We start from the raw sequence: 23,518 nt of genomic DNA on the forward strand, positions 1-23,518 counted from the left end.
GCGGACCGCGCACCCCGGCCGGTTCCGGCTGCTGGTGGCCGCCGAGTCGGCCGGCGCGCTGATCGCCGCCGAGATGGGCGCGGCCGGGCTGCCCTGGCGCGCCGACGTGCACGACGCGATCCTGGCCGACCTGCTCGGCGAGGCGTCCCCGGTCGGCGGTCCGCCCCGCCGGCTGGCCGAGCTGGCCGCCCGGATCGCCGAGGCGTTCGGCGTCCGCCAGCTGCACGCCGACTCCCCGGCCGAGCTGCTCAAGGCGTTCGCCCGCGCCGGCGTGGAGCTGCCGAACACCCGGGCCTGGGTGCTGCGCGGGGTGGAGCATCCCGCGGTGCCGCTGGTCCTGGAATACAAGGAGCTCTACCGGATCTGGACGGCGCACGGCTGGGCCTGGCGGGACGCCTGGGTCTCCGGCGGCCGCTTCCATCCGGAGTACGTGCCGGGCGGCGTGGTCTCCGGCCGGTGGGCCACCCGGGGCGGCGGGGCGTTGCAGATCCCGAAGGTGATCCGGCGGGCCGTGGTGGCCGATCCGGGCTGGACCTTCGTGGTGGCCGACGCGGGCCAGCTCGAACCGCGGGTGCTCGCCGCGGTCTCCGGTGACGAGCGGCTGGCCGCCGCCGGTGGCGCCGGTGACCTCTACGCGGCGCTGGCCCGGGACGCCTTCGCCGGTGACCGGGCCCGGGCCAAGGTGGCCCTGCTGGGCGCCATGTACGGGCAGACCGGCGGCGCCGCGGTGCCCGCCCTGGCGGTGCTCAGGACGAACTACCCGACCGCGTTCGGCCACGTCGAGGCGGCCGCCCGCACCGGCGAGGCGGGCGGGCTGGTGCGCTCGTGGCTGGGGCGTACCTGCCCGCCGGGGTCGGTCGGCTTCGGCGACGGCGACGAGGCGGTGGTGGACGCCGGGGCGGATCCGCAGAGCCCCCGCGCCCGGGCGGCCCGCTCGCGGGGGCGGTTCACCCGCAACTTCGTCATCCAGGCCACCGCCGCCGAGTGGGCCTCCACGCTGCTGGCCACGCTCCGCACCGAGTTGGCCGGCAGCGGGGCCGAGCTGGTCTTCTTCCAGCACGACGAGGTGATCGTGCACTGTCCGGCCGAGGCCGCCGAGGCGGTCGCCGCGGCGGTCACCGAGGCCGGGGCGCGGGCCACCCGGCTGCTCTTCGGTGAGACGCCGGTCCGCTTCCCGCTCGACCTGTCCGTGGTGGACTGCTACGCCGACGCGGCATAGTTGGCAATTTTCCGTTTTGCCCCGCTACCCGCACCCCGGCGCGCTCGTTGGGCCCGGTGTGCGTACGACGGGACGGACCGGGCGCTGCTGCCTCCGGTCTGTCCCCCAGGTCGAGGGGGCACCGCTGAACCGGATCGCAGGAATGATCATCGCCGCTGGTGGGGGCCGCCGGATCGGTGGACCCGAGGCGCTGCTGCACCAGGGGGAGAAGCCCCTGGTGAGCCAGATGATCGACACGATGGCCGAGGCGGGCTGCGTGGAGGTCGTGGTCGTGCTGGGTGCGGCGGCCGACCAGGTGCGGCAGACGACCGACCTGAGCGCGGCCACCGTGGTGGTCAACCGGGCCTGGGGGACCGGGGTCGGCTCCTCGATCCGGGCCGGGCTGGCCGCGCTGACCGACGAGACCATCGAGGCCGTGGTCGTGGTGCCGGTGGACATGCCCGGGCTCACCGCCGTGGCGATCCGCCGGGTCGCCGCCCTGCCGTACCCGGACGTGCTGGCCTGCGCCACCTACGACGGGCTGCGCGGCTACCCGATGCTCTTCGGCCGCCGGCACTGGTCCGGCATCGCCACCCTGGCCAGCGCCGACGTCGGCGCCCGGCCCTACCTGCTGGCGCACAAGGACCAGATCGTCGACATCGCCTGCGACGCGGTGGCCGACGGCAGCCGGATCGACAGCCCGGAACTGATGGCCCTCTACGGCCTGAGCATCCCGGAGCAGCGGGTCGGCGTCTGAGGTGGACTGAGTACCCGTACGGATGCGGCGGATCGGCGGCGCGGCCAGACTCACCGCCATGCGTCGACTCGCCATCGCCCTGCTGTGCCTGGCCGCGCTCCTGAGCTGCGCCACACCCGGCCACGTGCCCACGCCGGGCGACGGGCCCACGCCGGCCGACTCCGCCGAGGGCACCCGCTGGGGCACCTACCAGGCCGACGTGACGGCGGTGCGCCTCAGCGACGACCCGCGCTCGCTCGTGCTGACCGTGGCGCTGCTGGCTGACGCCGACGGATGCTCCCGGAATCCGCGGATCACCTACTTCGTCGAGGAGAACAACCGCATCTTCGCCAACGTGGTGCAGGACTCGCGCCTGTCGGGGGTGGTCGGGGCCTGCCCGACCAACACACCGGGCGAGGTGAGGTTGACCGCGCCGGGGCCGATCGCCGGCCGCGTCGTCGTGCTCAACCAGGAGCCGTGGAAGCGCGACGGCGCGGAGTACCACCGCTGCGATCCGACGTTCGGCTGTGACCCGATGCCGGCAGACCACTGTGACCCCGCCTGGATCAGCGTCGCCGTACGGGGCATGGACGTGTCGCGGCACTCGGTCGGCTCGCCTGAGGGCTGCGACGGCACGTGGCTGGTCATGACGGTGCCGTTCGATCCGGTGCCGTGCGGCGCCGAGGCGAGGGCGGGCTGCGAGCCGACGGTCAACGTGCGCCGCTACTTCCTGCGGTGGGCCGGCCAGCGCGGCTGGGCCACGATCGCCGGTTCGACGGAGGCCGGCTGCGGACCGGTCCGCACCGTGGAGCCGGCATTCCCGAGGAAGCTGTGCGCCGACCTGCCCAGGCCGTGACCGTCGACGGAGCCGCTCGTGGCCGCTGCTTCCCGCACGCCGTGCACGGGTGCCAGGATGCGGGCATGGCGTATGACGAGGACCTCGCGGACCGGGAACTGGTCGGGCGCGAGCCCGGGTTCGAGGCGAAGTAGGGCCGGCGCCGGGGCCTGTCCGGCGGATCGTGCCGGACAGGCCCTGGCCCCGATGAGGGCTCAGCGCTTGAGCGTGAAGGTGAAGTCGCCGGAGAGCCTGCCGCTGAGCCGGACCGCCGACACGAGTTTCCCCTCCGTGATCAGTCTCTCGACCTCGGCCCGCGAAAGCCCGCAGCCTTCCGCGATCAGTCGCACCGGCCGGACCGGAATCCGTGCCGCGAAGCGGACCGCGACGTCGATCACCTCGCGGTCCAGGTGATCCGATCCGCCGGTGTCGAGGCGCCAGGCGTTGTTCCAGTCGAGGGCGATGCGATTACGGTGCCGCACGCCTGGATCCTGGAGCAGCTCGGCGGTCAGGCCCGGGTCGTTGTCATGCAGCCGGCCCAGCAGCTCGGGTCGGATGGAGCGGACATTCGTGCGTTCGAGGAGCGTGAGCTTCGCCGTATCCCCGCACCCGGTACAGAGCACGAGGAGCCAGGCGTCGAGGAGCTTGTGGTTGGCGTTGACGCGGAATTTGCCGCTCGCCCGGAAGCGCTCGGACGGGCACGCGTGGCAACGGCGGATGACGAGGGGCACGCAGGTGGGTGCGACGACCCAATTGATGAGCACAGAAATACACCGGTTTCAGTGAGAAGTCCGCAGCAAGAAGAAGCGCGGCGCACATGCGCGACGCGCGACGAATCAGCGCTCGGGAGGTCTCACAGGGTGTACAACGGCACGTCCTCTGCCTGGACGATCTGGCTCGGCAGCACGGTAACGGCGTACAACGGCGCTGTTCCACCGGTTTTCCAGCAGACTCGCCGCCAGGTCCGGACAGAACACCGACGGCCGGCCGCAGCGGCCGCCGGCCGGTGCTGGAGTTGCTCGCCCGCTGGGCGGACGAGCGGCTTCCCTGACCGTCAGGCGTCCGGGACCCGGTTCGTGGTCGCCAGGCCGCGGTACCAGTGGGCGCTGTCCTTCCAGGTGCGTGCCTGGGTGTCGTAGTCGACCCGGATGATCCCGAACCGGCGGTCGTAGCCGTACGCCCACTCGAAGTTGTCCAGCAGCGACCAGACGAAGTAGCCGCGGACGTCGGCGCCCGCCGCGATCGCGTCGGCCACGGCACCGACGTGCCGGCGCAGGTAGTCCACCCGCCGGTCGTCGTGCACGGCGCCGTCGGGGGAGACCACGTCGTCGAAGGCGGCGCCGTTCTCCGTGATCATCAGCGGCTGGTCGGGGTGCTCCCGGTGCAGGCGCAGCAGCAGTTCGGTCATCCCGCCCGGGTCGATGTTCCAGCCCATCGCGGTGTGCGGACCGGGCTGGGGCAGGAAGTCGACGTCGCCGGCGCCGACCCACGGGGTGTGGGCCGAGGCGCCGTGCCCGTCCGCGTCGGACCGGGGCGACACCCCGTCCCAGGCCCGGACCAGGGTGCTGGAGTAGTAGTTGACGCCCAGCACGTCCAGCGGCACGGCGGCGGTCCGCTCGTCGCCGTCGCGCACGAACGACCAGTCGGTCACCCCTGCGGTGTCGGCGAGCAGGTCGGCCGGGTACGTCCCGTCGAGCACCGGGCCGAGGAACGCCCGGTTGGCCAGCGCGTCGATCCGGCGTACCGCGTCGTGGTCGGCCGGCGAGTCCGAGGCCGGCCGGATCACGTGCAGGTTCAGCGTGACCGAGAGTCGGGCGGCCGGGGCCAGCTCGCGGACCAGCCGCCCGGCCAGGCCGTGCGCCAGGTTCAGGTGGTGCACGGCGGCCAGCGCCGCGGCCGGCTCGGTCCGGCCCGGGGCGTGCACCCCGGAGGCGTACCCGAGGTAGGCCGAGCACCACGGCTCGTTGAGCGTGGTCCAGGTGTGCACGCGGTCGCCGAGCGCACCGACGATGCCGGCGGCGTAGTCGGCGAACCGGAGGGCGGTGTCCCGGGCCGGCCAGCCGCCGGCGTCCTCCACCTCCTGCGGCAGGTCCCAGTGGTACATCGTGGCGACCGGCTGGATGCCCAGGTCGAGCAGGCGGTCCACCAGCCGGGAGTAGAAGTCCACCCCGGCCGGGTTGAGCCGGCCGGCGCCGCCCGGCTGCACCCGCGGCCAGGAGATCGAGAACCGGTACGCCCCGACCCCCAGCTCGGCCAGGTGGCGCAGGTCCTCGGCCCACCGGTGGTAGTGGTCGGCCGCCACGTCCCCGGTGTCCCCGTTGCGCGTCAGCCCCGGCGTGTGGCTGTAGGTGTCCCAGATGGACGGTCCCCGGCCGTCCTCCCGCGCCGCCCCCTCGATCTGGTAGGCCGCCGTGGCCGTACCCCAGACGAAGCCCTCGGGAAACTCGACCGTGCTCATCCCGTCACCTCCACCACGTACCCCGACGAAGTCCCCGACACCAGCTCGGCGCCGGCCGTACCGTCCTGGTAGCGCACCTCGAACTCGGCGCCCGGCCCGCCGTCGGGGGCCGGCACCCGGACCCGGGTCCGCTGCCCCGGCACCGGCGCGAAGAGCCGCAGCCGCACCCCGTCGGCCCAGGCGTAGTCCGGCCGGTCGTCGCGGGCGCCGGTCGGGATCACCGCGCCGGGCCGGACGAGCACCGGCACGCTGTCCACGTCGTGCTTCTCGGTCACCCAGCCCGGGCCGTTCACCCGCTCGCCGGTGACCAGGTGGGTCCAGGTGCCCGCCGGCACGTAGTAGGTCACCTGGCCGTCCGAGCTCAGCACCGGCGCCACCAGCAGGTCCGGGCCGAGCATGTACTGCCGGTCCAGGTACGCGGCGGTCGGGTCGTCCGGGAACTCCAGCAGCATCGGCCGCATGATCGGCACGCCCTCCCGGTGCGCCTCCTCGGCGGCCGCCGCCAGGTACGGCATGAGGCGCAGCTTGAGCCGGGTGAAGTGGCGCAGCACGTCCACCGCCTCGTCGTCGAAGAGCCACGGCACCCGGTACGAGCCGGAGCCGTGCAGGCGCGAGTGCGAGGAGAGCAGCCCGAAGGCGATCCACCGCTTGAACACCGCCGCGTCGGGGGTGCCCTCAAAGCCGCCGATGTCGTGGCTCCAGTAGCCGAAGCCCGACGCGGCCAGCGACAGCCCGCCGCGCAGCGACTCGGCCATCGCCGCGAAGGTGGACTCGCAGTCGCCGCCCCAGTGCACCGGGAACTGCTGGCCGCCCGCGGTGGCCGACCGGGCGAAGAGGACGGCCTCGCCCTCCCCGCGCTCGGCCTCCAGCAGCTCGAACACTGTCCTGTTGTAGAGGTAGGAGTAGTAGTTGTGCATCCGCTGCGGGTCGGCGCCGTCGTGCCAGACCACGTCGGTCGGGATCCGCTCGCCGAAGTCGGTCTTGAAGCAGTCGACGCCCATGTCGAGCAGGACCTTGAGCTTGCCGGCGTACCAGGCGGCCGCGTCCGGGTTGGTGAAGTCGACAAGCGCCATGCCGGCCTGCCACATGTCCCACTGCCAGACCGAGCCGTCCGGCCGGCGCACCAGGTAGCCGGCCTGTCGGCCCTCCTCGAACAGGTACGACCGCTGGGCGATGTACGGGTTGATCCAGACGCAGACCTTCAGGCCGCGCTCGTGCAGCCGGCGCAGCATGCCCTCCGGGTCGGGGAAGGTCGCCGGGTCCCAGACGAAGTCGACCCAGTGGAACTGCCGCATCCAGAAGCAGTCGAAGTGGAACACCGACAGCGGCACGTCCCGCTCGGCCATCCCGTCGATGAACTCGTTCACCGTCTTCTCGTCGTAGGAGGTCGTGAACGAGGTGGACAGCCAGAGCCCGTACGACCAGGCGGGCACCCGGGCCGGGCGGCCGGTCAGCGCGGTGTACCGGCGCAGCACGTCCTTCGGGGTGGGGCCGTCGATCAGGTGGTAGGTGAGCGACTGCCCCGCCACGCTGAACTGGGTCTGCGACACCACCTCCGAGCCGATCTCGAAGGAGACGTGCTCGGGATGGTCGACGAAGACGCCGTACCCGGCGCTGCTCAGGTAGAACGGCACGTTCTTGTACGCCTGCTCGCTGGCGGTGCCGCCGTCGGCGTTCCAGATGTCGACGGTCTGGCCGTTCTTCACGTACGCCCCGAACCGTTCGCCGAGGCCGTGGATCGTCTCGCCGACGCCGAGCGCGAGCCGCTCGTGCACGTACGTCCCGCCGTCGGCGTCGGTGACGACGCCGACGCTGCGCTCGGTGGAGGAGGTGACCAGCCGGTCGCCGCGGAGGAAGTCGACCCGCCACGGGCCGGTCAGGGCGACCCGGACGGTCAGCTCGCCGGTGGTCAGCAGGGCGTGCAGCCCGGTGATCTCGACGTGCACCGGGTGCTCGGCGGAGTCGGCGAGGGCGAAGCGGGGCTGCCGGGGCAGCCCGCCGGTGTGGTGGCCGATGGTCACCCCGACCACCCCGGGCGCGGCGGAGAAGAACCGGACGGTGACCACCGGCCGGTTGAGGGTGTCGCCGCGCCCGGTGGTCCGGCCGGTCGGGGCGAACACGGTGAACCCGCGCTCGTCCGGCTCCACCGACTCGACCGTGCCGGGACGCAGCACCCGGACCCCGGGGCGCAGTTGCCAGTACCCGTCGGTGAACTTCACTTCTCGGCTCCTGCCGTGATGCCGCGCGCCAGGGTGCGCTGGAAGATGAGGAAGAACAGGATCGCCGGGACCAGGCTGAGCAGCGATCCGGCGTTGGTGGTGGGGGCGTCCATCAGCCGGTCGCCCTGCAACGAGGCGAGCGCGACCGGGACGGTCTGCGTCTGGTTGTCGATGAGCATGACCAGCGGGATGAGGAACTCGTTCCAGGTCCAGATGAAGAAGAAGACCAGCAGCACGGCGAGGGTGGGTCGCAGGTTCGGCAGCACCACTCGCCAGAGGATCCGCCATCTGCCTGCGCCGTCCAGCGCCGCGGCCTCCAGCAGTTGGCGCGGGAAGGTGCTGAGCACCGAGGCCAGCAGGTAGGTGCCGAACGCGCTCTGGATCACCGTGAAGATGATGATCACGGCGAGCCGGGTGTTGTAGAGCCCGGCTTCCTTGGCGAAGTGGTAGAGCGGGTAGATCAGTGCCTCCTGCGGCAGCATGTTGGCCAGCAGGAAGAGGCCGATGATCCAGAGCCGGCCGCGGACCCGGCCGATACCCAGCGCGTACGCGTTCAGCAGCGAGACCAGCACGCCGGCCACGGCGACCGAGCCGGAGATGAGGATCGAGTTCCACAGCTTCACCGGGAAGTCGACCTGCTCCCAGTAGGTCCGCAGCCCCTTCGTGTAGAACTCCGACGGCCAGCTCAGCGGGCCGTTCGTCGAGTAGTCGCCGGGCGACTTGAAGGCGTTGAGCAGCATGAACGCGAACGGCACCAGCATGACCAGCGCCGCCACGGTGACCAGGGCGAGCACCACCCAGCGGCCCGCGCCGCGGTGGTGCCGGTCCCGGACCCGGCGGGCCCGTCCGGCGGCCGGTGTGGTCGTGACGGCCATCAGAGCCCTCCGTCCCGTCGCTCGGCCCGGTTCTGCGCCCGGATGAAGAGCACGCTCACCACCACGATGATCAGCGTGAGCACCATGGAGATCGCCGAGCCGTAGCCGACGTGCAGCTTCTTGAAGAAGGTGTAGTAGGCGAAGTAGGACGGGACGTTTGTGGCGTTCTCCGGCCCGCCCCGGGTGAGCGCGTAGATCGGCCCGAACACCTTCATGGCCGCGATGGTGCAGGTCAGCCCGACCACGAACGTCTCGGGCCGGATCTGCGGGAGGGTGATCGCCCGGAACCGGCGGAACCAGCCGGCGCCGTCCAGCTCGGCGGCCTCGTAGAGCTCCGGGTCGACCCGCTCCAGCGCCGCCATGAAGACGACCACCGGGTAGCCGATCTGCACCCAGATCATCACCGCCATCACCACGGGCAGCGCGGTGTCCGGGTCGCCGAGCCAGTCGTGCCGCAGCGCGCCGAGCCCGACCGCGTCGAGCAGTCCGTTGAACGCGCCGTCCGGCCGCAGGATCCAGCCCCAGACGATGCCGGCCACCACGACCGGGAGCACCTGCGGCAGGTAGAAGGCGGCCCGCAGCGCGGCGGCGGTGCGCGGCCGGAACCTGCGCCCGATGGCGTCGAAGAGCACCGCGGCGAGCACCAGGCCGACCAGGGTGGGCAGCACCACCATCGCGACGATCATCGCCAGGGTGTTGCGGAACGAGGTCCAGAAGACGTCGTCGTGGAAGAGGTTCCGGTAGTTCTCCAAGCCGATCCAGGTGGGGTCGCCGACCCCGGACCAGCGGGTGAGCGAGAGGTAGCCGGTGTAGACCAGCGGGCCGCCGATGACCAGCAGGAAGAGCACCGCGCCCGGGAGCAGGTAGAGCCAGTACGCCCGGTCGGGGCGGGAGCGGGGCCGCCGGGCGGTCGCCGCCGGCGGGGATGGTGTGGTGGCCCGCTCGGGGGCGGCCACGGTGTCGGGCACTGCCATGGGAGGGTCCTTCCGCGGTGGGGTGGCGGCGCCCGGTCGCGCCGGGCGCCGCCGCCCCCGCCGTCGTCAGTCGCGCTTGATCTCCGCGACGCCGTCCTGGTAGGGCTTGGCGATCGCGTCGAGCACCTGCTCGGGCGACTTGGACCGGTTGATCAGCCCCTGGAAACCGGAGACGAGCACGTCGTAGTAGCCGGGCACCGGCCAGTCCGGGTAGAAGGCCAGGCCGTCCTGGCCGCTGACGGCGTTGAAGTTCTCGATCAGCTTCTTGTCCTTCGGGTCACTGATCTTGGTCGGGTCGCCGGCGACCGGGACGCCACCGTTGTTGCCGATCAGCGCCTGGACCTCCGGCCGCAGCGTGATGTCGACGAAGTCGTACGCCAGGTTCTTGGCCTTGCTCGTGGCCGGGACCACCCAGAGGTTGCCCGACGAGCCGGCGTTGAGCTTGTTGCCGGGGAAGAGGAAGGTGTCCCAGTTGAACTTGATCTCGTCCTTGAACCGGCCGTACCACCAGCTGCCGGAGACGATCATCGGGGTCTTGCCGGCGATGAACGCGGTCCCCATGTCCTCCGCCTTCGCGCTGGCGGAGTCCTTCGACACGTAGCCCTTGCCCACCCACTGCGCGAAGGTCTCCGCGCCGTACTTCAGCGGGTCGGCGTGGAAGTCGACCGGGTTCTTGTAGAGCTGGTAGTCGTCCACGAACGCCCGGTCCGCCTTCGACAGGGCGAGCTGGTAGAAGAGCTGCCCGGCCGGGTACTCGGCGCCCGCCGTGCCCAGCGGGGTGACGCCCTTGCCGACGAAGGTGTCCATGGCCGCGGTCATCCCGTCGAGCGTGGTCGGCACCGGGACGCCGTACTTCGTGAACAGGTCCTTGTTGTAGTAGACCATCACGTACTCGCCGTAGTTCGGCACGCCGAACCAGTTGCCCGAGCCCATCACACCCTTGTCGTCGTACCGGGCGGTGGTCTGCAGGCTGGGGCTGAGGGCCTTGTCCCAGCCGCGCTTCGTCGCCTCGGCGGTCAGGTCGGTGAGCAGGCCCTGGGAGGAGAGCAGGCCGGCGGTGGCGTTGCCCTTGTTGTACTCCATGATGTCCGGGCCCTCGGACGAGTTGATGATCATGCCGGCGTTCTGCTGGATCTGCTCGAACGCCTTACGTTCGAAGCGGACCTCGACGCCGGGGTGCTCCTGCTTGAAGATCTCGATCGCCTTGTCCCAGGCGACGCCCATCGCGCTGTTCGCGCTCTCGTAGTGCCAGAGCTTGAGGACCTTCGCCCCGCTGCCGTCTTCGCCGTCGTCGCCGCAGGCGGTCACGCCGGTCGCCGCGAGCGCGGCCACCACGGCCGCCGCGGCGACTCTCCGGAGTCGCTGCATTGCTAATCTCCTTGTGAGTATCGAGCCGGTACTCCCTCAGGCCCGTCGTCGCGTGGCAGCGCGGCGGCGGGCTGCTTCCTCGGTACGTGCCGGCGCCGGCCTGGCAGGGCCGGCCCCGGTCGTGCTGTCGCCACCCGCCGCACGGGGTGGTCCGCTCGAGCCGCGGACCTCCAGGACGCAGGGCAGCAGTTGCTGGTGGATCTCGCCGCTGCCGCCGTCGAGGTGCCGCAGCAGCGTCTCGACCGCGATCCGGCCCAGCGCGGAGCCGGGTGAGGTCATCGCGGTGAGCGCCGGTGTCGCCAGCTCGGCGACCTGGGGTGAGGTGACCATGGAGACCACCGAGACGTCGCCGGGCACGCTCAGGCCGCGACCGGCCAGCTCGCCGAGGATGCCGAAGACGGCGTTCTCGTTCATGGCGAGGACCGCGGTGAGGTCGGGCGCCCGGCCGAACGCCTCGCTGAGCGCGGCCCGCCCGCCGGCCGCGCTGTCCTCCGCGGCGATCATGAGCGGGTCGAGGCCGTGCCCGGTCATCGCCGCCACGAAGGCGTCCCGGGTGCGCAGCGCCGGGCCGTAGCCGTGCGCGATGGTCGCCGGGGAGTGGTTGACGTAGACGATCCGCCGGTGCCCGAGCCCGACCAGGTGGTCGACGGCGTCGCGGACCGTGCGGTCGAAGTCGATGTCGACGTACGACAGGCCGGTGGTGTCGGCGGTTCGCCCGATCAGCACCAGCGGGACGCCCAGGCCGCGCAGCAGGTCCACCCGGGGGTCGTCGAGCTGCACCTCCATGAGCAGCGCCCCGTCGAGCATCCGCTGGCTGGCCAGCCGGCGCAGCTCGTCCGTGTCCTCCACGCCGATGGGGGAGAGCACCAGGTGGTAGCCGGCGGCGCTGGCGGCGGCGGCCGCGCCGGTGACGAAGGCGGTCTCGGTGGCGCCCAGGCCGCGCTCGTCCATCGGCATGAGCAGCCCGAGGATCCGGCTGCGCCGGCTGGCCAGCCCGCGCGCCATGGCGTTGGGCTGGTAGTCCAGCTCCGCCATGGCGGCGTGCACCTTGTCCCGGGTGGCCTGGGAGATCGGGCGGGCGCCGGTGAGCACGTACGACACGGTGCTGACCGATACGCCGGCGCGGCGGGCGACGTCCTGCATGGTGGCCATCCCGCACCTCCTCCGGCCCTCCCCCGGGGGCTGCCCGGGTGGTTGTCGAAGCGCTTCGACGAAGCGTTTCGACAGAAGGTAGGTCAGGTGTTACGCCCACGTCAATAGCCGGTGACAAGATGGGGTCGCCGGCGCGGCCGGCCGGCTCAGGCCAGGTCGAACAGCGCGGCGGCGGCCTCCCAGCAGACCGCCCGCAGCCAGTCGTCGCCCAGCTCCAGCCGGGCCAGCCCGGTCAGCTGCGTCGCGTACGGGTAGGGGATGTTCGGGAAGTCGCTGCCGAGCAGCACCTTCCCGGCCAGCCCCAGCTCGCGCAGCCGGGGCAGCTCCGCCGCCGGGAACGGCATGAACCGGTCGAAGAACGAGGTGAACGCCATCGTCGTGTCCAGCCGTACGTGCCGGTACCGCTCGGCCAGGTCCAGGAAGGCCGCGTAGTCCGGCGCGCCCAGGTGCGCCACGACGGCGGTCAGCGCGGGGTGCCGGGCCAGCAGCGCGGCGAACGACGCCGGTCCGGTGTGCGCGGTGCCGACCGGCGCGTGCCCGGCGTGCACCACCACCGGCACGCCGGCCTCGGCCAGCAGCCCCCACACCTCGTCCAGCGCCGGGTCGGTCGGCGCGAAGCCGCCCACCTGGACGTGCACCTTGAACACCCGGGCGCCGGCCGCGAGCGCGTCCGCCACGTAGCGCGCGGCCGCCGGCTCCGGGAAGAAGGTCGCCGAGGGCAGGCAACCCGGGGTACGCGCCGCGAAGTCCAGCGTCCAGGTGTTCAGCGACTCGGCCATGCCGGGCCGGTGCGGGTACGCCAGCGCGGTGAACGCCCGCACGCCGAGCCGGCGCAGGTGCGCCACCCGCGCCTCGTCGTCCCACCGGTAGCGGATCGGCCACTCGGTGCCGACCAGCGGCCCGGCCGCGTCGAAGTACGCCCACACCTTGCGCAGCATGCGGGGCGGCAGGAAGTGGGTGTGCACGTCGGCGAGCCCGGGCAGCCCCAGCTCACGCCAGAACCCGGGTACCGTCCCGTCCTCGGCCGGCGGCCGGAACTGGTCCGCCGGTGCCTCGAAGCCGTCGACCAGGTCTGTCACACCTCGATGTTGAACCGCTGCAGTACCGAGGGCGCGACCAGCCCCACCGCGGCGAGCACGGCGAGCACGGTCAGTACCCCGCGCAGCACGATCGTCTCGGCCTTGCTGCCGGTACGCAGCGCGATGCCGTTGGGCAGCCCGACCATCGTCCACATCCGCCGCTTGATCGGGATGGGCCAGAGGATCGGCACTCCCGCCTTGGTGATCATGTCGCCGAGGATGTGCACGAAGCAGCCCACCCCCACCGCGGTGCCGATCAGCGGATAGCCACGGTCGCCGGGCAGGTTGGCGAAGGTGAACCAGGCCGCGGCCGCCGACAGCAGGGTGACGACCACCCAGCCGGCCCGCTCGGCCCACTCGTCGAAGAGCCCGCGCAGCGCCAGACCGATCATGAAGAAGAGGATGCTGACCACCGCCCACTTGCCGTAGGCGGCGCAGAGTGCCGTGGTGCCCCAGCCGACCAGCAGGGTGAACGGGATGGTGTGGGTCAGCGTCCGGTGCCCGTTGTTGCGGCGCGGATCCTTGCTGAGCTTGGTCGCGTAGTAGACGCCCAGCGAGATCTTCTCCATCACCTCGGCGATGAAGAGGCTGAACACCCCGAAGGTCCGGGCCACGGTGGCGCCGCCCTGGTTGCGGGTCACCTTGCCGGAGAGGTCGAGGTCGGGGAAGAGCGCCCCGCCCGCGCAGACCGCGGTGCCGACCGCCAGCGCGAGCGGCGTCTGGTGATAGTCGGCGAACTGGTCCAGCGCCCAGGAGCCGGTCAGCCACACCGCCGCGCCGGACAGCGCGTGGGATGGTCCCATCATCTCGGCTCGCCCTCCCCAGAGATCTTGATCGACAAAACTACGCCACTGTAGTTAGGCACCGGGTCGCGGGGCCATCACCCGGACGGTCCACTGGGGAGGGGTTCGCGGACCGGCCCGGCGGGCGCCGCCGAATCACCAGGAAGTATGTCGTCCCGACCCCGGCGGGCCCGGACAACTGTCGGGGATGGGACGCCGCGTGTCAGCCGGCCGCGTGGCTGGAGCGGCCCGGCCGGAAACTGTTCCGGATCAGCGCCAGCTGCCCGGCCCCGGCGGACCAGTCGGCGTCGGAGGTGGTCCAGCCCAGCGTCCATCCGCCGGCGTCGCCGGGCAGCACCCGCAGCGCGTGCAGCCGCTCGCCGTTTCTTGCGGCGAAGGTTCATCCCGCCGCCGACCTCGCTGATCCACTCGTCCACGGCCAGACCGAGAGCGAGGCAGAACTGTTGCAGCCCGTGCGGGCGGCCCGGCTCAGCTCGCGGCTCCGGTCAGCAGGTTCCCGTCGGGGATGGCGATGGCGGATCGGCCACCGGCCAGCAACGCCGTCGCCCGGCGGGCCTGGAACGCGCCGTGCTCGCGGCGGGCGGTGGCGTAGCTGCCGGTGGTCCGGGCGGCGATGGCGGACCAGGCGTAGCGCTCGGCGACCATGGTGCGGGCGCGGCGGGCGACCCGGCGGGCGAAGACCTCGTCGCCGAGCAGCCGGTCGACCGCGCCGGCCAGGGCGTCCGCGTCGCCGTGCGGGAAGGTCACCCCGGTCACCCCCGGTTCGACGATCTCGGCCAGGCCGCCGGTGTCCGCCACCGCGAGGGGTGCACCGGCGGCGGCCGCCTCCAGGGCGATCATGCCGAACGGCTCGTAGAGGCTGGGGACCACCGTCGCGTCGGTGGCGGCCAGGACGGCCGGGAGCTGGGTGGTGTCCAGGAAGCCGGCGAACCGTACGGTGTCGGCCAGGCGCAGCCGGCGCGCCTGGTCGACCAGCTCGTCCCGGTACGGGCCGTCGCCGGCGATCACCACCCGCAGGCCGGGGTGCCGGTCCCGCAGGTACGGCACGGCGTGCACCAGGTGCTGCACGCCCTTCTCGTACACCAGCCGGCCGGCGTACCCGACCAGCGGGCCGTCCCCGGCGAACCGGGCCCGGGCGGCGGCGACCGCGCGGGGACGGGCGTGCCAGGCCCGGTCGTCCACCCCGTTGGGCACCACGTCGATCCGCCCGGCCGGCACGTCGAACAGCCGCGCCACCTGGTCGCGCATGTAGCCGGAGCACGCGATCACCCGGGCCGAGGCGTTGCTCAGCCAGTGCTCGACGCCGTGGATGGTGCGGTTCATCTCCGCCGGCAGCCAGCCCTGGTGCCGGCCGGCCTCGGTGGCGTGGATGGTGGTGACCAGGGGCAGGTCCAGGTGCTCGGCCAGGGTCACCGCGGTGTGCGCGACCAGCCAGTCGTGGGCGTGGATGACGTCGTACGCGCCGGACTCGGCGGCGCGCAGCGCCACCCGGGTGAGGGTGTGGTTGAAGGCCATGGTCCAGGCCAGCAGCGAGTCGGTGGCGAGCGGGAACCGGACCGGGTCCTCGGCGGCCCGCAGGATGCGCACGCCCTCGGCGTACTCCTCCAGGGGGACGCCCTCGGCGTGCCGGGTGACGACGGTGACCTCGTGGCCGGCGGCGGCCAGTGCCACGGAGAGCGCGTGCACGTGGCGGCCGAGGCCACCGACGAGCACGGGTGGGTACTCCCAGGAGAGGATCAGCACCCGGTGGTGCCGGGCGGGCTGGATGTCGATCACTTCGGCGTCAGCTGACATGCGGCCCCCTCTGAGTTGTGGTTCCCGCACCGCCCGACGGCACCGCGTGGGGGCGCGTCGTGGGGTCGCAGCCCATCCTGCCCAGCGGTCGATAACCAGCGGAGACGCGCCGGTTGCCGGTCTGTAACGCGTTACCGGCCGAGTCGCCGGACGCGCAGCAGCTCGGCCACCGACCACGCCTGGAACGGGCAGCCGGTGGCGGCGTGCGGGGCCAGCCCGTCGGCGGTCTCGCTGACCGAGCCCAGGCCGTACTCGGTCAGGTGCCCCTCCAGCCCCACCAGCAGGTCGTCGGCGGGCAGGCCGGCCCGGCGGTACGCGTCGACGAACGGCCCGATCAGCCAGGGCCAGACCGTGCCCTGGTGGTAGCCCGAGTCCCGCTCGGCCGGGCCGCCCCGGTGCCGGCCGACGAAGCCGGGGGAGTCGGGGGCGAGGCTGCGCGGCCCCAGCGGGGTGAACAGGCCCTCGGTGACCCGGCGCAGGGTGGCCTCGTCCGGCTCCAGGGGCGCGTACGGCAGCGACCAGGCGAGCAGCTGGTTGGGGCGGAGCAGGTCGTCGTCGTGGTGCGGTGCCCCGCCGAGCGGGTACGCGGGCGCCGGCGCGTCGACCACGTCGTGCAGCCAGCCGGCCGGCGTGGGGAAGCGCTCCTTGAACGCGGCGACGGCCCGCGCGTGCCGGTCCCGCAGCTCGGTGGCGTCCCGGCCGGCCAGTTCGGTCAGCTCGGCGAGCCCGGCCAGCCCGTTCACCCACAGCGCGTTGACCTCGACCGGCTTGCCGGTGCGCGGGGTGACCGGCACCCCGTAGACCCGGGCGTCCATCCAGGTCAGCGCGACGTCCGGCGGACCGCCCTGGGTGAGCAGCCCGTCGGCCGGGTCGACCCGGATGCCGTAGCGGGTGCCCGCCACGTGCGCCGCCACCACGCCGTGCAGCGCCGGGAGCAGCTCCGCGCCGAGGTCGGTGTCCCCGGTGACGGCGACGTGCCGGCTCACCGCGTGCAGGAACCACAGCGTCGCGTCGACCGTGTTGTGCTCCACCCGTCCGGTGTCCGCGGTGTTGGCGAGCATCCCCTCGGACAGCGTGGCCGCGTACGCCCGCAGCAGGTCCCGCCCCTCGTCGGGCCGGTTGGTGCGGAGGAAGAGCCCCTCGTAGGAGGTCATGGTGTCCCGCGACCAGGCCCCGAACCAGGGGTAGCCGGCCACCACGTCCGGGCCGGTGGCGGTGCGCACCACGAACGCGTCGGCGGCCAGGGCGAGGGTCGCGTCGACGTCGTCGTCCGGCTTCGCGGCGGCCACCACCGCCCGGTGCCGCCGCCGGGCCGCCTCGACCAGCGCGGTCGCCGGCGGCGGCTCCTCGGCCAGGTCGTCCGCCCAGGCCAGCACGGACACCTCGGCGCCCGGCTCGTCGAGGGCGCCGGAGAACCGGCCCGCGTACCAGAGGTCCTCGTCGGGGTGCAGGCCGCGCGCCGCCTCCTCGCGGTGCCGCACCCCGAGCCACCACTGCCCCTCGGGGTTCCAGTCGGGCCCGGCCAGCCGGAACGCGCCGTCCACCACCGCGCCGCCGGCCACCTGCTCCAGCCGCGGGGCCGGGCCGTCCGCCCGCCGCTCGCCGTGCGCGTCCCGCCAGGTGCAGGCCGCGGCCAGGTCCAGCCGGACCGGGCCGCCGGAGATGAGCCGGTGCACCACCGCCACGCAGGACCGGCCGTACGCCATGGCGATCTCCCGCTCGATCACCACGTCGCCGACCCGCCAGCGCCAGCGGGGCACCCCGTCGGTGAGGTCGAAGCGCTCCAGCAGTTCGAAGCCGCGCGGGTCGACCACGCCGGAGGACCACTCGTGCGCGCCGAGCCGGGCCTGCTGCCCGGACGGCAGGGTCACCGCCGGGTCGAGGCTGACCAGTCCCACCTTGCGGGCGGCGGGCGTCTCCCCGGCCACCACCAGCAGCCCGTGGTAGCGCCGGGTACGCAGCCCGGCGACCGTGCCCATGGCGTAGCCGCCCCGCCCGTCGGTGACCAGCCACTCCCGGGTCGACGAGGCGGACAGCTCCCCGCAGACCTGCGGACCGAAGCGAATGTCGATCACTTTTCCTCCACCACCGGCGGGGTGTCACCCGCCACGACGACAATGGCCGCTGTGGAGAAGTACCCCGGCGGCGTCGAAGATGTGCAGGTGATCACTGACCGCCCGACCTCCGCGACCCCCGACCCCGAGCGGCACCGGCTCGCCCAGGCCGACGCCGGGGAGCAGGACTGGCGCGCATGGGGTCCCTATCTGTCCGAGCGGGCGTGGGGGACGGTACGGGAGGACTACAGCGAACACGGCACGGCGTGGGACTACTTCCCCCACGATCACGCGCGGTCCCGAGCCTACCGCTGGAACGAGGACGGCATGGCGGGCGTCTGCGACGACCGGCAGACGTTCTGCTTCGCCCTGGCCCTGTGGAACGGGCGGGACCCGATCCTCAAGGAGCGGATGTTCGGCCTCGGCGGCGACGGCGGCAACCACGGGGAGGACGTCAAGGAGTACTGGTGGTACGAGGACTCCACGCCCACCCACTCCTGGATGCGCTGGCGCTACCACTACCCGCAGGCCGCCTTCCCCTACGACGAGCTGGTCGCGGTGAACGCGCTGCGCGGCCGGGACGACACCGAGTACGAGCTGGTCGACACGGGGATCTTCGACGACGACCGGTACTGGGCGGTGACCGTCGACTACGCCAAGGCGTCCCCGACCGACCTGTGCGTGCTGATCACGGTGGCCAACCGGGGGGACACCGACGAGACCCTGCACGTGCTGCCGACCCTCTGGTTCCGCAACACCTGGGCGTGGGGGCTGCCCGGCGGCGACCGGGTGCCCCGGCTCGTGGGCGACGGCGCCCGGCTGGTCGGCGAGCACCGGGTGCTCGGCCAGCTCCTGCTGGAGGGGGACGGCGCGCCCACGCCGCTGCTCTGCGACAACGACACCAACGCCGAGCGGCTGTGGGGGCTGCCCGGGCGGTCGGCGTACCCGAAGGACGGGATCAACGACCACGTGGTGGCCGGCGCGGACACCGTCAACCCGGACCGGGAGGGCACCAAGGGCGCGCTGCACTACGTGCTGGACGTGCCGGCCGGCGGGCAGCGGCAGATCCGGCTGCGGCTGACCCGCACCGCCCCGCCCCCGGCGAGCTCCCCGCCGCCCCCGGCCGACCTCGGCGAGGGGTTCGACACGGTGCTCTGGGCCCGGCGCGCCGAGGCCAACCGGTTCTTCGACAGCGTCATCCCGGCCGCCGCCAGCGCCGACGAGGCGCTGGTGGCCCGGCAGGCCATCGCCGGGCTGATGTGGGGCAAGCAGTTCTACCACTTCGACGTCAAGCGCTGGCTGGAGGGCGACCCGGGCTCCACACCGCCGCCGGCCGGCCGCCGGCACGGGCGCAACAGCGCCTGGTGGCACATGAACAGCTTCGACGTGATCTCCATGCCGGACCCCTGGGAGTATCCCTGGTACGCCGCCTGGGACCTGGCCTTCCACTGCGTCACCATCGCCCGGGTCGACCCGAGCTTCGCCAAGGAGCAGCTGCTGCTCCTGCTCCGCGAGTGGTACCTGCACCCGAACGGGCAGATTCCGGCGTACGAGTGGGCGTTCGGCGACGTGAACCCGCCGGTGCACGCCTGGGCGGCGCTGAAGGTGTTCGAGATCGACGGCTCCCGCGACCACGAGTTCCTCGCCCGGGTGATGCACAAGCTGCTGCTCAACTTCACCTGGTGGGTCAACCGGAAGGACACCGGCGGCAACAACGTGTTCGAGGGCGGCTTCCTCGGGCTGGACAACGTCGGCCCGTTCGACCGGTCGGCCGCGCTGCCGGTGGCCGGGGTGCTGGAGCAGTCCGACGGCACCGGCTGGATGGCCATGTACGCGCTCAACCTGCTCGACATGGCCATCGTGCTGGCCGAGCACGACCGGGCGTACGTGGACACCGCGACGAAGTTCTTCGAGCACTTCGCGTACATCGCGGCGGCCGCGTACGACCAGGGGCTCTGGGACGACGAGGACGCGTTCTTCTACGACGTGCTGCGGCAGGCCGACGGCACGAAGGTGCCGCTGAAGGTCCGTTCGGTGGTCGGGCTGCTGCCGCTCGCCGCGGTCACCCGGCTCACCGCGCGTACGCTGCGCCGGCTGCCCGAGCTGGGCGCCCGGCTGCGCTGGTTCCTCACCAACCGCCCCGAGTACGCCGAGGTGATCGGCGCCCGCCGGCTCGGCCCGGACGGCCGGCAGCAGCGGCTGCTCTCCATGGTCGGCCCGGACCAGGTGGTCCGGCTGCTCGCCCGGATGCTGGACACCGACGAGTTCCTCTCCGAGTACGGGCTGCGCACGCTCTCCCGCGCCCACCTGGACAAGCCGTTCACGGTCACCCTCGGCGGCCAGGAGTTCGGCGTGGGCTACGAGCCGGCCGAGTCGACCAGCGGCCTGTTCGGCGGCAACTCCAACTGGCGGGGCCCGATCTGGATGCCGACCAACTTCCTGCTGATCAGCGCGCTGCGCGACTACGCCGCCTTCTTCGGCGACGACCTCCAGGTGGAATACCCGACCCGGTCCGGGGTGAAGCGCACCCTCGACGAGATCGCCGACGACCTGTCGGCCCGGCTGATCTCGCTGTTCACCCGCGACGGTTGGGGCCGGCGGCCGATCTACGGCGCGGCCCAGCTCTTCCAGACCCACCCGGACTGGCGGGACCTGATCTGCTTCCCGGAGTACTTCCACGGCGACAACGGCGCCGGCCTCGGCGCCTGGCACCAGACCGGGTGGACGGCCCTGGTCGCCGACCTGATCCTCACCCTGCGCCGCTGACGGTGGGGCGCGACGGAACGCCGCGCCCCACCAACTCACGGCAGCGGGAGGAACGCCACCCGGGCGTGGTACTCGCCGGCCACCGTGACGGTGTCGCTGCCGACCCAGAGACCCCGGTCGGTGGCGTACAGCTCGGCGGTGCCGACGCCCCGGTCCTTGGTCGGGTTCCAGGCCAGCGCCTTGCCGGTGGTCGGGTGGATCGCCCCGATCCCCGGCCGGGACACCGCGCCCGCGCCGGCCGAGTTGCGCCCGTACGGGTTGTCCAGCCAGCGCTGGTGGCCGCCGACGTAGACCGCCGCACCGGTGATCGCCACCGAGAGCAGGGTGTCCCCGCCGGTGTAGTTCACCCAGGTCGGCTGCTTGCCGCCGGTCTCCGTGCCGAACTCGAAGCGGGACGCCGCGTCGCAGAGCGTGCCGGGGAACGCGGCGCCGGTGGTGACCGCCACGAACCAGGTGCCGTCCGGGGAGATGTCCACCCCGCGCAGGTAGGTGGGCATGGACGCGGCGCACTGCGGCTGGTAGCGCAGCGTCGACCAGCCGGAGAGCGTCGCCCCGGTGTCGGTCAGGTTCGCCACCGCGAGCTGGTGGCGCGCCACGCCGGCCACGGAGCTGAAGTTGCCCACGAAGACCAGCCGCCGGCCGTCGGCGGACACGTCCAGGGCCTCGATCTTGACCGGGGCGGTGGCGCCGCTGGTGGTCTTCCGGGGTCCCTCGATCCGCAGGTTCACCGAGGCGTCGGCGGCGCCCGTGGTGGCGTTCAACGCGGCCAGCGCGCGGCGGGTCACCCCGCCGACGGTCTGGAACGCCCCGCCGAGGATCAGCCGGTTGCCGACCAGCCGCATGTCGTTGACCTGGTTGTTGAGCGCGGCCGGGGCGAACCCGGCGACCCGGGCGCCGGTGGCCGCGTCGACCCGGGCCACCCGCGGGGCGGCCACGCCGTTGACCGTGGTGAACGCGCCACCGAGGTAGAGCGAGCGGCCGTCCGGCGAGGCGGCGAGCGCCTTCACCGTGCCGTTGACCACCGGCCGGAACGTGGTGTCGATCCGGCCGGTGGTGGCGTCGATGGCCAGCAGCCGCGGCATCGCCAGCTGGGCGGTCTGCCCGGCGTTGCGGACCTTGGTGAACGAGCCGGCCAGGTACACCCGGTTGCCGATCTGCAGGATCCGGTACACGGTCCCGTCGAGCGCGTGCGGCGTCCAGTCCGCGGGGTTGGCGCCGACCACGGTGGAGTGTGCGGCGTTGACCGCGAGGGCCGGGGAAGGGGGGAGCGCGCCGCCCGCGGCGGCGAGCGCGGCCACCACTGCGGTGGCCGCCCTCCGGCGACGCCGGCGCCGGGCCGGGGTCGCGCGGGGCTGATCGCGTGAGGTCGTCATCGCCGAAGCATCCCGCCGCGACCCGGGTACGCGCAGTCGGGTTCCCGCCGCCCGTCGCACGGCGTTCGGCCAGTCCGGACGGTCCGTCCGGCCGGGGATGATCTTGTCGGTGGATGCCGGAGGCGCGGGCCCGGCGTGCCGGAAACCCGGGTGCCGGGGCCGGCCGCGGGCAGTACCGTGTCCCGGTCCGGCACACGGGAGGAGAACGCGATGCCACAGCGCCGGGAGGCCGCCGTGCTGGTCTTCGACGCCGACGACACGCTCTGGGAGAACAACGTCCTCTTCGAGCGGGTGATCGACGACTTCCTCACCTGGCTGGACCATCCGACGCTGGACCGGATCCAGATCCGGTCGGTGCTCGACGACATCGAGCGGGCCAACGCGGTCGCGCACGGCTACGGCAGCAAGGTCTTCCTCCGCAGCCTCGGTGAGTGCCTGGAGAAGCTGCGGGCGCGCCCGGCCACCGACCGGGAGCGCGCCGAGATCGACGAGCTGGCGGCGGCGCTGATCGGCCACCAGGTCGAGCTGATGCCCGGCGTGGCGGAGACCCTGGACGACCTGGCCACCCGGCACGAGCTGCTGCTGCTCACCAAGGGGGAGCGCGAGGAGCAGCAGCGCAAGCTCGACGCCTGCGGGTTGCTGCACCACTTCCGCGCCGCGCACATCGTGCCGGAGAAGAACGTGGACACCTACCGCTGGCTGGCCCGGGAGCACGCCTTCGACCCGGCCGCCGCCTGGATGGTCGGCAACTCCCCGCGCTCGGACATCCTGCCCGCCCGGGCCGCCGGCCTGAACGCGGTCTTCATTCCCAACGAGAACACCTGGGTGCTGGAGCACGACGAGCTGGACCCGTCCGACCCCGGGGTGATCCGGCTGGCCGCCTTCCCCGACCTGGTCCGGCACTTCTGATCCGGCCGGTAACGTCGGGGGAATGCCGCTGACCTTCCCGTCGCACCTGGCGCCGGTGCTGCCGCTGAAGCTCTGGCGGCCGCACTGGTTCGACGGGGTGGCGCTGTCCACCGGCGCGGTCGCGCCCGACGTCGGGTACCTGTTCACCGGCACGGCGCTCGCCCCCGGGCTGCGTACGCACACCCTCGGCGGGCTGCTCTGGTGGTGCCTGCCGGTCGCCCTCGGCTACGCCTGGATCGTCCGCCGGGTGATCGCCGGGGTCGCCGTGCACCTGCCCGGCCAGCGGCTGTTCGGCTGGCCGGACCACGCCGCGCTGGCCGGCGTCCGGCACCCCTGGCAGGTCACCGTCTGCTCGGCGCTGATCGGCGCGTTCAGCCACGTCGCCTGGGACCGGATCACCCACAGCGACCGGTGGCCGCGCCTGCTCGGCATCGCCGACTTCCACGCCCTGACCGGGCTCTACTGGTGGCAGCTGTCCGACGTGGTGGGCACCCTCGGCGGTGGGTTGCTGGTGGCCGCCCTGGCGGTGCGCGCCGCCCGCCGGCGTGAGATCTTCGAGGGTGTCCGGCCGCCGGTGCCGCCGGCCCGGCCGGGCGTGTTCTGGGCAGTGGCCCTGGCGGTCACCGGGCTCGGCACGCTGCTGCTGCCGGGCCTGCCGGCGGCCACCGTCCCGGCGCCGGCCGGGGTGCGCCTGCTGCACCTCTCGGCGCTCGCCCTGATCGCCGGGGCGGCCGCGGCCGGAGCCCTGGCCGCGCCGCCGCCGGCCGCCGGGCGCAGTCATCGCCTCGAAGACAAACAGCGCCCGTCCGGCTGACCCTGTTACGCCGACATGCCGTATTTCAACGTTGGTATCAATCACATTCTCCCGGGCCCGCCGAACCTTGTCCGACCTGCGGGAACCTGCCTAACCTGAGCCCGCGCCCAC

20 protein-coding genes are annotated in these 23,518 nt (G+C 73.0%); 7 read left to right on the forward strand and 13 right to left on the reverse strand.

Translation table 11 applies throughout. The features are described from left to right. The 4 genes from B0E53_RS07220 to B0E53_RS38570 form a co-directional block, all read left to right on the forward strand. Positions 1 to 1,219 (forward strand): bifunctional 3'-5' exonuclease/DNA polymerase (locus tag B0E53_RS07220; RefSeq protein ID WP_107075282.1); only part of this gene is annotated, 1,219 nt, incomplete at its 5' end. Positions 1,220 to 1,361: 142 nt separating this feature from the next. Beyond that, positions 1,362 to 1,955 carry an NTP transferase domain-containing protein gene (locus B0E53_RS07225; RefSeq protein WP_107075283.1) on the forward strand — a complete coding sequence of 198 codons (594 nt, stop codon included), beginning with the start codon at positions 1,362 to 1,364 and terminating at the stop codon, positions 1,953 to 1,955. A 58-nt stretch (positions 1,956 to 2,013) separates the two neighbouring features. After that, the gene (locus B0E53_RS07235; RefSeq protein WP_146167611.1) at positions 2,014 to 2,790 is read left to right on the forward strand and encodes a hypothetical protein; all 777 of its coding nucleotides are present in this window, start codon (positions 2,014 to 2,016) and stop codon (positions 2,788 to 2,790) included. After that, entirely contained in the window at positions 2,787 to 2,924 is a 138-nt protein-coding gene (locus B0E53_RS38570) for a hypothetical protein (RefSeq protein WP_210405975.1), read from the forward strand. Before B0E53_RS07235 ends, B0E53_RS38570 begins: the two co-directional genes overlap by 4 nt. Positions 2,925 to 2,984: 60 nt before the next feature. On the opposite strand, the gene B0E53_RS07240 is transcribed toward B0E53_RS38570, so the two are convergent. The 12 genes from B0E53_RS07240 to B0E53_RS07290 all read right to left on the reverse strand — a co-directional run bounded on the left by B0E53_RS07240 (position 2,985) and on the right by B0E53_RS07290 (position 17,566). Then, positions 2,985 to 3,533, reverse strand: a complete 549-nt coding sequence (locus B0E53_RS07240; protein WP_107075286.1) for a DUF1062 domain-containing protein — start codon at positions 3,531 to 3,533, stop codon at positions 2,985 to 2,987. A 290-nt stretch (positions 3,534 to 3,823) separates the two neighbouring features. Next, a complete protein-coding gene (locus B0E53_RS07245) occupies positions 3,824 to 5,227 on the reverse strand; it encodes a GH1 family beta-glucosidase (RefSeq protein ID WP_107075287.1) in 1,404 nt (467 codons plus the stop codon). Continuing rightward, on the reverse strand, positions 5,224 to 7,446 hold the full coding sequence (yicI, locus tag B0E53_RS07250) for an alpha-xylosidase (protein ID WP_107075288.1): 2,223 nt from the start codon (positions 7,444 to 7,446) through the stop codon (positions 5,224 to 5,226). The genes B0E53_RS07245 and yicI overlap by 4 nt, the downstream gene beginning before the upstream one ends. Beyond that, complete coding sequence (locus B0E53_RS07255; RefSeq protein WP_107075289.1) at positions 7,443 to 8,321, reverse strand: carbohydrate ABC transporter permease; 879 nt, start codon at positions 8,319 to 8,321, stop codon at positions 7,443 to 7,445. The genes yicI and B0E53_RS07255 overlap by 4 nt, the downstream gene beginning before the upstream one ends. Further along, on the reverse strand, positions 8,321 to 9,295 hold the full coding sequence (locus B0E53_RS07260) for a sugar ABC transporter permease (protein ID WP_107075290.1): 975 nt from the start codon (positions 9,293 to 9,295) through the stop codon (positions 8,321 to 8,323). The genes B0E53_RS07255 and B0E53_RS07260 overlap by 1 nt, the downstream gene beginning before the upstream one ends. 66 nt (positions 9,296 to 9,361) lie before the next feature. Beyond that, positions 9,362 to 10,663: an extracellular solute-binding protein gene (locus B0E53_RS07265; RefSeq protein ID WP_107075291.1), complete on the reverse strand. Its 1,302-nt coding sequence runs from the start codon at positions 10,661 to 10,663 to the stop codon at positions 9,362 to 9,364. 36 nt (positions 10,664 to 10,699) lie between these two features. Further along, complete coding sequence (locus tag B0E53_RS07270) at positions 10,700 to 11,815, reverse strand: LacI family DNA-binding transcriptional regulator (RefSeq protein WP_107075292.1); 1,116 nt, start codon at positions 11,813 to 11,815, stop codon at positions 10,700 to 10,702. A 146-nt stretch (positions 11,816 to 11,961) separates the two neighbouring features. Continuing rightward, on the reverse strand, positions 11,962 to 12,885 hold the full coding sequence (locus tag B0E53_RS07275) for an amidohydrolase family protein (protein WP_107075315.1): 924 nt from the start codon (positions 12,883 to 12,885) through the stop codon (positions 11,962 to 11,964). 5 nt (positions 12,886 to 12,890) lie between these two features. Beyond that, on the reverse strand, positions 12,891 to 13,700 hold the full coding sequence (locus tag B0E53_RS07280; RefSeq protein WP_107075293.1) for a metal-dependent hydrolase: 810 nt from the start codon (positions 13,698 to 13,700) through the stop codon (positions 12,891 to 12,893). Between the two features lie 199 nt (positions 13,701 to 13,899). After that, on the reverse strand, positions 13,900 to 14,034 hold the full coding sequence (locus B0E53_RS40045; RefSeq protein WP_281492840.1) for a hypothetical protein: 135 nt from the start codon (positions 14,032 to 14,034) through the stop codon (positions 13,900 to 13,902). Positions 14,035 to 14,165: 131 nt separating this feature from the next. Continuing rightward, entirely contained in the window at positions 14,166 to 15,491 is a 1,326-nt protein-coding gene (locus B0E53_RS07285) for a glycosyltransferase family 4 protein (RefSeq protein WP_107075294.1), read from the reverse strand. 131 nt (positions 15,492 to 15,622) lie between these two features. Then, on the reverse strand, positions 15,623 to 17,566 hold the full coding sequence (locus tag B0E53_RS07290) for an amylo-alpha-1,6-glucosidase (RefSeq protein ID WP_107075295.1): 1,944 nt from the start codon (positions 17,564 to 17,566) through the stop codon (positions 15,623 to 15,625). A 42-nt stretch (positions 17,567 to 17,608) separates the two neighbouring features. Between B0E53_RS07290 and B0E53_RS07295 the strand changes: the two genes are divergently transcribed. Then, positions 17,609 to 20,311 carry a glucosidase gene (locus B0E53_RS07295; RefSeq protein WP_107075296.1) on the forward strand — a complete coding sequence of 901 codons (2,703 nt, stop codon included), beginning with the start codon at positions 17,609 to 17,611 and terminating at the stop codon, positions 20,309 to 20,311. A 35-nt stretch (positions 20,312 to 20,346) separates the two neighbouring features. Here B0E53_RS07295 and B0E53_RS07300 read toward each other — a convergent pair whose 3' ends face one another. Beyond that, complete coding sequence (locus B0E53_RS07300) at positions 20,347 to 21,684, reverse strand: hypothetical protein (protein WP_246835283.1); 1,338 nt, start codon at positions 21,682 to 21,684, stop codon at positions 20,347 to 20,349. A gap of 210 nt (positions 21,685 to 21,894) precedes the next feature. On the opposite strand from B0E53_RS07300, the gene B0E53_RS07305 reads away from it, so the two are divergent. After that, positions 21,895 to 22,593, forward strand: coding sequence for an HAD family hydrolase (locus B0E53_RS07305; protein WP_107075316.1), 699 nt, complete (start codon positions 21,895 to 21,897; stop codon positions 22,591 to 22,593). Positions 22,594 to 22,615: 22 nt separating this feature from the next. Continuing rightward, on the forward strand, positions 22,616 to 23,407 hold the full coding sequence (locus B0E53_RS07310; RefSeq protein WP_107075298.1) for a DUF4184 family protein: 792 nt from the start codon (positions 22,616 to 22,618) through the stop codon (positions 23,405 to 23,407). The last annotated feature ends 111 nt before the right edge of the window (positions 23,408 to 23,518 follow it).

It is taken from the genome of Micromonospora sp. MH33, from assembly GCF_003013775.1.
Lineage (GTDB): Bacteria > Actinomycetota > Actinomycetes > Mycobacteriales > Micromonosporaceae > Micromonospora > Micromonospora fulviviridis.